Below are 12,801 nucleotides of genomic sequence, written 5' to 3'. Positions count from 1 at the left end.
AGATACAATATATTTTCTGACATCAATTTTTATTAAATTTAGGGTTAATTTAAGAACTATTATAACTTAAAAAAATGATTTCTATAAATATAGAAATCATTTTTTAATATAATTTATTTAGCTATAGAATTTATAAATTTTTCTGGATCAATTATATATCTGCCTTCTGATGTAGTAGTTTTTGTTTCTATAAGCTTATCTAATATTTGATCAAACGTTAGATTTGGTTTTACCTGCCATGCCAAAGCTGCAAGTCCTGTAACATAAGGAATCGCCCAGCTAACTCCTCCTTCGCCCCAATAAACATAGGCAGCATCAGAACGATTATCAGCAGTAGTTTTAAAATCCAATGGAACCATTATGTTAGACTTATCTATCTTCTTTTCATCCCAATAAAATTTACTTAGCTTATAATTTAGCGGATTATTTCTATCCTTTGAAGCATCACATCCACCCAAGCTAAACTTTTCCTTGTTAAATAAATCTGCATGTACTACTGTAAGTCCTTCAGAATTGGCTTTCTTTAAAGTTTTCTGCCATTTGCTATAGTTTTTATTATCCTTATCTACATCATCTGATACAGATACAATTCTTATTTTTTCATTCTTAGGAAGTGATTTATTGATTTCAATGATTTTATTCACAGCCTTAATATAATCTGCTGATTTAATCCATAAATCAGGTGTTGCAAAATAATACAATTTTGATTCACTTGCTACTCCACAAGTTTTACCTGCTAGAATAGAAGCACAAGCTAATCCGTGAAAATGAGGCTTTGTTTGAGGTATTCCTATTTTATAGTAATTCATCCTGCCCTTAAATTCATCATGAGTTGACCTTATCGGCTTATCTATCACTGCCACACTTATTCCTTTTCCCGTAATTCCCTTTTCATGAATTTTGCTTAAATTAAGTCCTGGGTCTTTACCCATATCAAACCACTTGTTTGGATCATATCCAGCTGGAAGGTTGCTTTTTTGAGGCCACTTTGTAGACTTATCAAAGCTTATATTTGAAATAACATCTAAGGAAACCTGTGACAAATCCTTTTTAGACATATCTTTTCCCTGAAATCCATATACACCCTCAAGGTCTGAATTATGTTTTTGCAAAACTTTATCTGTAACTACATCAGGAAGTTTCAAAGGATTAACTCCCCAGTTTTTTGGATTATTTCTTTCTATAACATTCTTGACAAAAATACCTCCACCAATTGCGAATAAAATTACAATTGTAATCGTAATAATTAAAATTTTTTTCCTCATTTTCTAAATCTCCTTTATATAAAATTTTAAACTTATTCACATATTAAAAAACTAGCTAGAAGTGATAAATATAAAACCCATTTATATAAAATAACAAATTTAAACATAAGCTTCTAATTCCTATCATTTAATATTTTTTTCAAATCGTCTAAATCCTCTCCTGTCTCACACATTACTTTTCATCAACTAAAGGATAATAATAATAAGTTCTAACCTCTTCATTAAATCCAATTACATTTTTCTTTAAAAGTCTGCTTATAAGTGACTTAACTGTCTTAGGCTTCCAACTTGTACTATCTTCCAACTGCTTTATTATTTCATTTGCAGAACAAGGATTTTTAATCCATATAACTTTCATTACTTCCCACTCTGATTCAGATATTTTTGGGATATTTGTCATGGTAACTCTTCCTAAAAATATAATTACAATTGTAATCTATAATATTATATTATTTCTTTCTCAAATTATTTTCAATACTTTTTATTAAAAACAATATAGTTCCTAAATATTCTTCTAATTTTACTTACTAGTATCCGTAAATCCTTCATTTACATTATCAATTATATTATCAATTTTATCTTCTATTCGTTTAGGCACAGGTATTTTGGGATCAATATGAGGATTGTTTAGATGTGTGTGTGTATAAGCATTCCTATACTCAGTTGGAGTAAGTCCAGTTTGTGCCTTAAAACGTCTCATAAAAAGCTTTTCATCTGTAAAATAAGCATAAATTGAAATCTGTTTAACCGTTAAATTAGTACGCAATAAAAGCAATTGAGCAACTTCTATTTTTAATCTAGTGAGGTACTGTAACGTTGTCATTCCTGTATAACGTTTAAATAATCGAGTTAAATAATCAGCGTTAAGTTGTGTTGCATCAGCTATTTGTTTTACATTTAAATCAGAAGACATATTTGCACGAATCCATTCTTTTAATCGAGCAATTTTATTTATATACCCTTTTTGTTCTAAACATTGATTAAGAAAATGATTACTTAATTCAATTAGAAATGCAGTCATCAAATAATCACTTTCTTGTTGACCATATCGATTTCTACTAGAAACATCTAATATTTGGTGAACTAGAATAATAAACTTTCCCATATCTTGAAGATGAAATTGTGAAGGAAGAATTACCGGATCATCTAAATTTGAATTTCTTGAGTAATCTGAAGACATACCAAAGACCTTACTGGCTAATCCAGTTTCATAAATTAAAGTAGGCTTTTTCTTGATAAAGAAATGCAGCCAGTAAAAGTCAACAGGTGAAGCTGACTTACGATAGCCAAACATCTTGGAAAACGGAGGAACTAGAAGAACATCATGCTGTCTAATGACATATCGAGTAGACTTTACTTGAATATAAAATGTTCCTTTCATACAAACTATAATTTCATAATCTCCTCTGTGATACATCGGATTATGCTGCCAAGGAATATCTGCTGAAAATTCTCCACCTTTATAATATAAAACCGGATCTAATAAAGAAAATGAATAGTAAAACATAAATCATACACCCTTTCTTTTTGTAAAGTCGGAAATGTCCACCATAATTACTATTATAGTCATTGAGAATAAATTTGGAAAGGGTTACAATTCAAATTGTAACAAATTACTTTTAAAGGAGGATATTAAAAAAATGACTACTATTCAAAACAGTCAAGGTACAGTGGCTCAGGATGATAAATTACCACTGCACCGTAAAATCACATACTCATTTACAGATATGTCCGGTAACCTGTTGTACTGCATTATCAGTAGTTATCTACTTTATTTCTTTACTGAAGTATTTGGTTTATCAGTTGGTGTAGCAGGTATATTATTACTTATTGCTAGATTCTTTGATGCTTTAGATGCTCCCATATGGGGAATTATCATTGACCACACTCATAGTAAATATGGACAAAGTCGTCCTTGGTTCTTGTGGATGAGCTTTCCATTTGCTATTTTTGTATGGCTACTATTTACTACTCCTAATCTTTCAGGAACAGCTAAGGTAGTCTATGCAGGTGTTATGTATATCTTGGCAGGTATCTCTTATACGGGAATGTCTACTCCTATAACCTCAGTCTTGCCAAATTTAACGTCTAATTCAGAAGATCGAACTATAGCAAATTCCTTCAGGATGGTTGGTGGAAATATCGGAAACTTTTTTGCAATTACCTTTATTTTACCTTTAGCAAACTATTTAGGGGGAAGTAATAAGCAAAGAGGCTGGTCTTTAGCTGTTCTGATATATGCAATTGTCGCAATTATACTACTATTAATTGCTTTTGCTGACATGCGTGAAAAAAATATTGAGCACGAGAAAGTAATTCCTCTTAAGCAAAGCTTTAAGGCTGCTAAATGTAACTGGCCTTGGGTACTAATCGTGCTTGCCAATGTAATTTATTGGACAGGTTTTATGTCTCGTAATTCTACACTAGCCTACTATTTCCAATACAATATGAATAATCAATCTCTAATTTCAGTCTTTAATGGATTTACAATTATTCAAGTTATTGGCATGGCTTCTGTACCAATAATTGTTAAACTATTTAAAAAATGGGGAACTACGGTATTAGGATTAATCTTAGCTTGTATAGGTCAGCTTCTAATGGCATTAGTCGGAAAAAATGTTGATGCAATGCTAGTTGGCTGGTGTATAGCATGTATTGGCAGTGGAATAGCATGCACAATGTTCTTTGCAATGGTAGGTGATACGGTTGATTATGGTGAATGGAAAAATGGTATCCGAGCTAGTGGATTTTTGACCGCAATTGGAAGCTCTTTTTGTATTAAAATGGGTTCTGGCTTTGGATCATTTATTCCATCAATTATTATGAAAATGTTTAATTATGTTCCAGATCATGCTCAAACAGCTGGTTCGTTAGCAGCAATTAAATTCTCATTTATATGGTTACCAATTATTATTTTCATTATCAACATAATACCTTTACTTATGTATAAAAAATATGAAGAACATGAACCTATTGTTCAAGCAGACTTAACTAAAAGGCGCACTAGCCAAAAGTTCTCAGTAAATGAGTGATTCAAAAAGGAGTGTAGAAAAAATGCAAACTTGTACTAATTTAGAATTAAATAATGTTAAAATCACCTCTGAGTTTTGGAATCGTTATCGAGAACTAATTGTCAAAGAAGTTTTGCCTTATCAATGGTCGGTAATGAATGATGAAGCAAATATTCATATTGCTGATGACCCTCAAAAAAATGGAACAACTAAAAACAGCCATGCTATTGCTAATTTAAAAATTGTCGCTAGCAAAATAAAGGGGCATCATAGCGGCTTTCCTTTCCAAGATACCGACGTGTACAAGTGGCTCGAAGCTGTGGCATACTCCCTTCGCTATCATCCAAATGACGATTTGAAACAAATAGCTGATAAATTAATTGATTTAATTGCCGAAGCACAGGAATACGACGGTTATCTGTCTACGTATTTCCAGATTGAAGCTCCAGAGCGAAAATTCAAAAGATTAAAGCAGTCACACGAATTATATACAATGGGACATTATATCGAGGCTGCAGTAGCTTACTACCAAGTTACTGGTAATGAGAAAGCTCTAAATATTGCTCGTAAGATGGCAGATTGCATTGATAACAATTTTGGCTTAGAAAAAGGAAAAATTCCTGGATATGATGGTCACCCTGAAATTGAACTGGCTTTATCGCGTTTATACGAATTAACACATGAAAAAAAATACCTGAATTTAGCATACTATTTCTTGAAGCAACGAGGACAAGATCCTAAGTTTTTTGATCATCAGATTGAACAAGATGGATTTGATCACGACTTGATCGAAGGCATGAGAAATTTTCCGTTGAGCTATTATCAAGCTGCAGAACCAATTGTAGATCAGGAAACAGCTGAAGGTCATGCAGTTCGTGTAGTATATCTATGTACTGGTATTGCATATGTTGCTCGATTAACAGGCGATCAAGATTTATTAACTGTATGCAAACGATTTTGGAATAACATTGTTAAAAAGCGTATGTATGTCACTGGTAATATAGGATCTACTACTACCGGAGAATCATTTACATATGATTATGACTTACCAAATGACACTATGTATGGTGAAACATGTGCATCTGTAGGTATGACTTTCTTTGCTAAGCAGATGCTTCAAATTGAGCCCGAAGGTGAATATGGAGATATTTTGGAAAAGGAACTCTTTAATGGATCACTTAGTGGTATATCATTGGATGGCAAACATTTTTTCTATGTCAATCCATTGGAAGCAGATCCAACAGCAAGTAAAGGCAATCCAGGGAAATCACACATTTTAACTCGACGTGCCGATTGGTTCGGCTGTGCTTGCTGTCCAAGTAATGTTGCCCGTTTAATAGCTTCCGTTGATCAATACATTTATACTGTTCATGGTTCCACTATTCTTTCTCACCAATTTATATCTAATGAAGCTAACTTTGATAACAATATTTCTATTATACAGAGTAACAACTTCCCATGGGATGGAAATATTAGCTATAAAATAAAAAACCCTGGTGAAAATAAATTTAAGTTTGGTATTCGTATTCCTAGTTGGTCACAATGTAACTACAAACTTCAAGTTAATAAGAAGGATGTTAACTTGCCTGTGAAAAGCGGCTTTGTATACATTTTTGTAGAATCATCACAAATGCAAATTGATTTAAGCCTTGACATGTGCATCCAGTTCATACGAGCAAATAACCGAGTTAAGAACGACTTAGGCAAGGTTGCAGTTCAGCGTGGCCCAATAGTGTATTGTGCTGAAGAAATGGATAATTCTGCTCCATTGTGGTTATATCGCATAAAAGAACAAGCACAAGCACGTTATCATTATAATGATCATTTATTAAATGGAATAGGAACTATTAAAGTTGATGCTGAGGTTCTAAATGAGGATAGTAAAGATGATTTACTCTATACAACAGTATCAAATAAGCCATATGATTGGCATGAATCCAAATTGAGTTTAATTCCATACTACGCATGGGGAAACCGTGATGATGGACAAATGTCAGTTTGGCTTAATAAAGAGTATTAACTATGTATATCAGACAATATTCATAAAATTATTATCTTCTTCTAAAAAATTTTTTATAATTCTCTCAAATCCAGTTTGTACAAATATCATAATACAATATAGGAGGGAAAAGTATTGAAATTTTTAATGAAAGTTTGGGGAGGTCAGCCGATTCTCTCCTGGTTGTTTCAGATTGCACTTGGTTACTTAGCATTCTTGGTAAGTCGCAATAAGATTGCTAATAACACTAATACTATAATCATTGCAGGAACATTAGTTATTCTAATTTTTCTAAGCCTATCCATTGGCTCTAAACATAAAAAAGACTATAAATAGCTCACTTAAATAGATAAAAAGGTAACTTTCAAAGGACTTGCTGTAGCTGTATGCAAGTCCTCTTTTTTAATTATAGCATCACATAAAAGTCTAATTAGCATATTGGTTACACATATTCTATATTCTTATCAAGAAGTATCATTCTTGCACAAGTTCCCCATACTGGAAGACCATTTATTATTTTTTCTTTCAGTTTTTGGAACCCCCCCATTTTTTTGAGTGACTTACCAATAGTTGTACTTTCACCTCCTGGAAGTATGATACCACTAATATCATCTAGTTCTTCACACTTTTTTACTTCAACATCTTCACAATTCAAGGATTTTAAATGTTTTATATGTTCTACTACTCCTCCTTGAAATGCAAGTACACCTATTTTCATCTTACCAGCCTCTTTCTTCAAATCTATTGATTAATTCATTCCAACCATTAGCTCGCCAAGATCTTCTGAAACTTCTGCTATAATCTTAGGATCATTACTGTGCGCTTTTCTGACATCAATTTTTATTAAATTTAGGGTTAATTTAAGAACTATCATAACTCAAAAAGATGATTTCTATAAATATAGAAATCATCTTTTAATATATTTTATTTAAGATATTGAATTTATAAATTTTTCTGGATTAATTATATATCTACCTTCTGCTGTAGTAGCCTTTGTTTCTATAAGCTTATCTAATATTTGATCAAACGTTAAATTTGGATTTACCTGCCATGCCAAAGCTGCAAGTCCTGTAACATAAGGAATAGCCCAGCTAAATCCTCCTTCACCCCAGTAAACATAAGTACTATCAGAACTATTGCCAGCAGTAGTTCTAAAATCTCCTGGGACAATTATATTGGATTTATCTATATTTCTTCCATTTAAGTATTTACTAAGTTCATAATTTAGGGGATTATTTCTATCCTTTGAAGGATTACATCCGCCCCATGTAAATTTTCTATCATAAAGTAAGTTAGAATACACTACCGTAAGACCACTAGAATTTGCCCTCTTTATAGTTTGCTGCCATTTATCAAAGTATTTGCCCCGTTTACTTACACCATCAGATATAGATACAATTCGTATTTTTTCATTTTTAGAAAGTGATTTATTGACATCAATAATCTTATCTATAGCCTCCATATAATATTCCTGTCTGTCTTTTGAATCTGGAGTTGCAAAGTAATACAATTTTGATCCACTTGCTACTCCACAAGTTTTACCTGCTAAAATAGAAGCACAAGCTAGTCCATGAAAATGAGCACTTGTTTGATGATCACCAACTTTATAATAATTCATCTTACCCTTAAATTCGTTATGAGTAGATCTTATTGGCTTATCTATAACCGCTACACTGATTCCTTTACCTGTAACTCCCTTTTCATGAATTTTGCTTAAATTCAGTCCTGGATTCTTACCAGCATCGAACCACTTATTTGGATCATATCCCTGTGGAAGTTTACTTTTTTCAGGCCACTTTGTAGACTTATCAAAGCTTATATTTGAAATAACATCTAAAGAGACCTGTGACAAATCCTTTTTAGACATATCTTTATCTTGAAATCCATATATTCTCTCAAGATCTGAGTTACATTTTTGCAAAACCCTGTTTGTTACTATATCTGAAATTTTTGAAGGATTTATTCCCCAATTCTTAGGGTCACCTTCTTCCATAGCATTTTTTACAAAAATGCCCCCTCCAATTGCAAGTAAAATTACAATTGTAATCGTAATGATTAAAATTTTTTTCTTCATCTTTAATTCTCCTTTTATCCATAATTAATTTTTACAGAGTTTCTAATTGAAATTTAAACTTATACAATATCATATAATGACAAATTTCATGTATAAACTTAAATTTCAAGCTACAAACTCTATATAGCCATTCTAACTTAAGAATAAATTTATATGCAGCCATATTTTTACAATAATGAAGCTCATTTAAATATTTTGCATATAAGTCTTAGTAAAATATTTAACCGAGCTGAGGGTTGTAAAAATATCTGGAGTATAAATTTATTCTTTGCTTAGAAACTATAATGCATTTAAACCTTTTTCAAAACGTAGTAAACTGGTTTTCTGCATCCAAATGCATAGTCGCCATTTTTCCACCTAAAAAACATATAAATTTTTCCATCTATATTTTTTATTACATATTCACTAGAAAGTTTATCACTTTTATCAATTACAATTCCTTTTGTCCACGTTAACCAGCTTTTATCTGTAGCACCTCCATTAAAAAATTTAATTTCTTTTATATACATGTTATCTTTCCACTGTCTCTTATCTTTTTTGAAATCAGATATATTATCAACAATATCTACAGATTTCCAGTTTCCCAAAACCTCAAGATCACATTCATAAGGATAACTTGTATTATCCTCTATTCTATTTATTCCAAGTTCATCTACTACATATTTGGACGTTATCTGTTTATTTAACGCATCTTGTGAAAACACATTGTTTATTTTTGCTTCAGTAAGCATAATTAATATACAAAAGCAGAATACAATTATGGAGCTTACAATAGCCTTAGGGGAAATTCTTTCAAATTTCTTTATCATGCTAATTCTTTTGGCCATATATTTAGCATCTACAGATATGCCAACTGCCATACTTACTCTAGATTTTTTAACAAACTTTGAGTATTTTATGAGGTCTATCATAGTATATCCATATTCCTTGGTCTTCTCAGATTCTATATAATTAAGAGCTATAGAATCACAGGACAATTCCATATCCTTTTTCATTTCATTTGTGAAATACCATATAATAGGATTAAACCAATAAATTACTCTAGTTATTCCGATAACATAATTTACAAAAATATCTTTTTTCTTATAGTGCGAAAGTTCGTGTAAAAATATATTTTTAATATCATTGTCATTCATACATTTAATCACAGTTAAGGGCATCAATATCTTAGGTGCGATCATACCAAAAATTGCTGGGCTTTTTATATCTATTCCTTGTACAACATTTATATTCTTCTTTATATTCATATTGTTTTTGCACTTTTTCAAAATATCAATAATTCTTTTATCCCTTATTGATTCATACTTACTTACTTTTTTCAAACATGTCACATATGACATAAGCATATAAATCATGCCTAAAATAAAACCTACATACCATATTTCAAATGTGACTTGCATATATGATTCGGGTATGTTAAATGTATCCCTAATAATACTTGGATTTAAGTAAGCATAATCAGTCTCACCTTTAGCACTACCTACACTTTCCTCACTTACACTCTCAGTAAGATACTGATCATAGTCAAATTTATCTATTGCCGAGGTAACAGGAGGTCTATTAAAGTAAAACGGCATTATGTTAAATATGCTAAGTGAACTCTTAGGTAAAGCCGGTACAATAAGTCTTACCAAAATCAGAATTCCAATAATATATTGAACTTCTATTCTCAATCTCTGTTTTAAAACTTTTTTAGCAGCTAGAAAAAATATTATTAAAAAACTAGCTAGAAGTGATAAATATAATACCCATTTATATAAAATAATAAACTTAAACATAAGATCCTAATCCCTATCATTTAATATTTTTTTTAAATCGTCTAAATCCTCTTCTGTCAATTTATTGTCTTCTATAAAATTCAATAACATATTCTTAGCAGCACCGTTGTATACTCTTTTAATAAAAGAACTGCTCTCCTGTCTTGCACATTCTTTTTCATCAAATAGAGGATAATAATAATAAGTTCTGCCCTCCTCATTAAATCCAATTACATTTTTCTTTAAAAGTCTGCTTATAAGTGATTTAACTGTCTTAGGTTTCCAACTTGTACTATCTTCCAATTGCTTTATTATTTCATTTGCCGAACATGGATTTTTATTCCATATGACTTTCATTACTTCCCACTCTGATTCAGATATTTTGGGTATATTTGCCATAATAACTCCTCCTAAAATCATAATTACGATTGTAATCTATAGTATATATATTATTCGCTTTCTCAATAATTATCAATAGTATTTTATATATTATCCATTTTAAAGTTGTATCATTTTGGTATATTTTTTAAATTATTTTTATTTAAAAAATTTATTGAATTATGTTGATTTTTGTTAATATGTACTTTATTATTTTATTATATTACATATTAATTAAAGTTAGCACTAAATTTTTAAGTGATCGGTATAAAATAACAAAGGGGGATTAACATGACTTTTAAGGATTTCAAACTAAACAGTATTAGAACTAAATTAATTACTAGCTTAATAGCAATTTGTGTAATTCCACTAACCATAGGAGGCTTTGGTTCCTATATGCAATCAAAGTCAATTCTCACCAATAAGTTAACACTTACAAGTACTCAAACTCTCTCAGAGATAGACAGTGGATTAACTAATTACTTTAATGGATTTTCAGATATAATAAATCTTACTGCAAATAATCCCGGTATTATAAATATTGATACAGACAATAATACTCCAATGATATCAGATATGCTAAAAGGTATAAAAGAAAGTGATAATGACATATTTGATGTATATTACGGAACTGCCTCCAAAAAGTTTACTATATATCCTATTTCAACAATGCCTGAAGGATATGATCCAACTACAAGGCCTTGGTATAAACAAGCTTTAGCTAATAAAGGTAAAGTTGTAATAACTCCTCCTTACAAAGACATTGTAACTGGTAAAACTCTTGTTGGAGTTGTACAAACAGTAGAAAAAAATGGACAAGTAGTTGGCGTTATTGGATTGGATTGTTCTCTAACTACACTTACAGAAAGAATATCTACAAAGAAGGTAGGTACTACAGGATATGTATTTGTCTCTGATTCATCAGGTACTACCTTAGCCCATCCCCAAAAAGAACTTATCAATACAAATCTAATCTCTAAGCTGTCTTTTTGGGATAAAGCAAAATCGGGAAACAGTGGATTTGTTAATTATACCTATAATGGTACTAGTAAATTTGGTGTATACCAGACAAATAAATTAACAGGTTGGAAGCTAGTGGCTGCTTTAGATAAAAGCGAACTCACCAGAGATACAAACTCTATATTAGTCAAAACTTTCTTAATAATAATAGTAATGGGAATAATTGCGATATTTCTTTCATTGTTTTTAAGTAAAGGAATATCTAATAATATTAAAAAATTAAAGGGAGTATTTTCCAAAGCCTCAAATGGAGATTTAACGGTGTCCATAACTGCTTCCACAAAGGATGAATTTAAAGATTTGGCTGAATCATTTAACTTAATGATGAAAAATATATCCAAGCTCATGAATAATGTTTTAAAATCATCTGAAACAGTGCTAGAAACGTCAACAAGTCTTGCAAGTATGTCTGAAGAAGTAACAGCTTCTGTAGGCGAAGTAGCAAAATCTGTTGAAGAAGTTTCCTTAGGTGCAACTGAACAAGCTAAAGGTGCTCAAAATGGCGCTTCTGAAATGGAGGATTTATCAAACAGGCTGAAAGAAGTTAGTATTAGTTCTGATGAAATGGATAAAATCTCAAATGCCACTAAAAGGTTAGGTACAAAAGGACTATCTGTAGTAGATACTTTAACTGAAAAATCAAATAAGGCTAAAACGGTTACTACCTCCGTCAATGATATAGTTCGTGACATGAACGAAAGTGCTAAACAGATAAATAGTATATCTGAAACAATATCTGAAATAACAGAACAAACTAATCTTTTAGCATTAAATGCAAGTATAGAATCTGCACGTGCAGGCGAAGCTGGTAAAGGATTTGCCGTAGTAGCAGAAGAGATACGGATACTTGCTGAAGAATCTCAAAATTCAACCAATGAGATAAAGAAAATTATAGAAAGTATACAAAATAAATCAGAGACAGCAGTAAGTGCTATCAAATCCGCTGAAAGCGCAGTAGATGAGCAATATTTAGCCGTAGATCAAACTCATAAAATATTTAAAGTAATTCTAAAATCAATTGAATCAATGATTGCTAAAGTTGATGAAGTAAAAACATCAATTTCAGATATAAATGAGAAAAAGCAATCTACAATATCTGAAATTGATAATATCTCATCTATATCACAGGAAACAGCTGCAGCTTCACAAGAAACTACAGCTTCAACAGAAGAGATATCAGCCACTATGGAGGAACTTACAAAACATTCAAGTAATCTTCAAATATTAGCAGAACAATTAGCAGCTGAAATAAATAAATTTAAAATTAACTAATAGGCAAAATTAAGCTGCTATATCT

At 31.1% G+C, this 12,801-nt stretch carries 10 protein-coding genes and 1 pseudogene; 4 read left to right on the top strand and 7 right to left on the bottom strand.

Features of this window, described 5'->3' with window-relative positions; all coding sequences use genetic code 11:
- Nucleotides 1-113 precede the first annotated feature (113 nt).
- The 3 genes from CLJU_RS06660 to CLJU_RS06650 form a co-directional block, all read right to left on the bottom strand.
- Nucleotides 114-1,265, bottom strand: coding sequence for a S8 family serine peptidase (locus CLJU_RS06660; RefSeq protein ID WP_013238021.1), 1,152 nt, complete (start codon nt 1,263-1,265; stop codon nt 114-116).
- Between the two features lie 172 nt (nt 1,266-1,437).
- Nucleotides 1,438-1,665: a BlaI/MecI/CopY family transcriptional regulator gene (locus CLJU_RS06655; RefSeq protein ID WP_013238020.1), complete on the bottom strand. Its 228-nt coding sequence runs from the start codon at nt 1,663-1,665 to the stop codon at nt 1,438-1,440.
- A gap of 120 nt (nt 1,666-1,785) precedes the next feature.
- On the bottom strand, nt 1,786-2,772 hold the full coding sequence (locus CLJU_RS06650; RefSeq protein WP_013238019.1) for an AraC family transcriptional regulator: 987 nt from the start codon (nt 2,770-2,772) through the stop codon (nt 1,786-1,788).
- Between the two features lie 133 nt (nt 2,773-2,905).
- Here CLJU_RS06650 and CLJU_RS06645 point away from each other — a divergent pair, with 133 nt between their 5' ends.
- The 3 genes from CLJU_RS06645 (at nt 2,906) to CLJU_RS06635 (ending at nt 6,611) form a co-directional block, all read left to right on the top strand.
- On the top strand, nt 2,906-4,297 hold the full coding sequence (locus CLJU_RS06645) for a glycoside-pentoside-hexuronide (GPH):cation symporter (protein ID WP_013238018.1): 1,392 nt from the start codon (nt 2,906-2,908) through the stop codon (nt 4,295-4,297).
- A 22-nt stretch (nt 4,298-4,319) separates the two neighbouring features.
- Entirely contained in the window at nt 4,320-6,296 is a 1,977-nt protein-coding gene (locus tag CLJU_RS06640) for a glycoside hydrolase family 127 protein (RefSeq protein WP_013238017.1), read from the top strand.
- Between the two features lie 114 nt (nt 6,297-6,410).
- Nucleotides 6,411-6,611: a hypothetical protein gene (locus CLJU_RS06635; RefSeq protein WP_041705063.1), complete on the top strand. Its 201-nt coding sequence runs from the start codon at nt 6,411-6,413 to the stop codon at nt 6,609-6,611.
- 115 nt (nt 6,612-6,726) lie between these two features.
- Here CLJU_RS06635 and CLJU_RS06630 read toward each other — a convergent pair.
- From CLJU_RS06630 to CLJU_RS06615, 4 genes and pseudogenes are all read right to left on the bottom strand, one after another.
- A pseudogene (locus CLJU_RS06630) lies at nt 6,727-6,993 on the bottom strand (type 1 glutamine amidotransferase family protein); the annotation flags it as partial.
- A 210-nt stretch (nt 6,994-7,203) separates the two neighbouring features.
- Nucleotides 7,204-8,349, bottom strand: coding sequence for a S8 family peptidase (locus CLJU_RS21270; protein WP_013238014.1), 1,146 nt, complete (start codon nt 8,347-8,349; stop codon nt 7,204-7,206).
- 290 nt (nt 8,350-8,639) lie between these two features.
- A complete protein-coding gene (locus CLJU_RS06620; RefSeq protein WP_013238013.1) occupies nt 8,640-10,127 on the bottom strand; it encodes a M56 family metallopeptidase in 1,488 nt (495 codons plus the stop codon).
- Nucleotides 10,128-10,133: 6 nt separating this feature from the next.
- Complete coding sequence (locus CLJU_RS06615) at nt 10,134-10,505, bottom strand: BlaI/MecI/CopY family transcriptional regulator (RefSeq protein WP_013238012.1); 372 nt, start codon at nt 10,503-10,505, stop codon at nt 10,134-10,136.
- A gap of 270 nt (nt 10,506-10,775) precedes the next feature.
- Here CLJU_RS06615 and CLJU_RS06610 point away from each other — a divergent pair, with 270 nt between their 5' ends.
- The gene (locus CLJU_RS06610) at nt 10,776-12,776 is read left to right on the top strand and encodes a methyl-accepting chemotaxis protein (RefSeq protein WP_013238011.1); all 2,001 of its coding nucleotides are present in this window, start codon (nt 10,776-10,778) and stop codon (nt 12,774-12,776) included.
- The last annotated feature ends 25 nt before the right edge of the window (nt 12,777-12,801 follow it).

The sequence above is a fragment of the Clostridium ljungdahlii DSM 13528 genome (assembly GCF_000143685.1).
GTDB classification, from domain to species: domain Bacteria; phylum Bacillota; class Clostridia; order Clostridiales; family Clostridiaceae; genus Clostridium_B; species Clostridium_B ljungdahlii.
This window is presented reverse-complemented; position numbering and strand designations above follow the sequence as displayed.

Bases quoted from the DNA above. Each gene is read 5' to 3' on its own strand.
- CLJU_RS21270 (WP_013238014.1), bottom strand. From the start codon at position 8,349: ATGAAGAAAAAAATTTTAATCATTACGATTACAATTGTAATTTTACTT.
- CLJU_RS06620 (WP_013238013.1), bottom strand. From the start codon at position 10,127: ATGTTTAAGTTTATTATTTTATATAAATGGGTATTATATTTATCACTT.
- CLJU_RS06655 (WP_013238020.1), bottom strand. From the start codon at position 1,665: ATGACAAATATCCCAAAAATATCTGAATCAGAGTGGGAAGTAATGAAA.
- CLJU_RS06645 (WP_013238018.1), top strand. From the start codon at position 2,906: ATGACTACTATTCAAAACAGTCAAGGTACAGTGGCTCAGGATGATAAA.
- CLJU_RS06640 (WP_013238017.1), top strand. From the start codon at position 4,320: ATGCAAACTTGTACTAATTTAGAATTAAATAATGTTAAAATCACCTCT.
- CLJU_RS06660 (WP_013238021.1), bottom strand. From the start codon at position 1,265: ATGAGGAAAAAAATTTTAATTATTACGATTACAATTGTAATTTTATTC.
- CLJU_RS06650 (WP_013238019.1), bottom strand. From the start codon at position 2,772: ATGTTTTACTATTCATTTTCTTTATTAGATCCGGTTTTATATTATAAA.
- CLJU_RS06615 (WP_013238012.1), bottom strand. From the start codon at position 10,505: ATGGCAAATATACCCAAAATATCTGAATCAGAGTGGGAAGTAATGAAA.
- CLJU_RS06610 (WP_013238011.1), top strand. From the start codon at position 10,776: ATGACTTTTAAGGATTTCAAACTAAACAGTATTAGAACTAAATTAATT.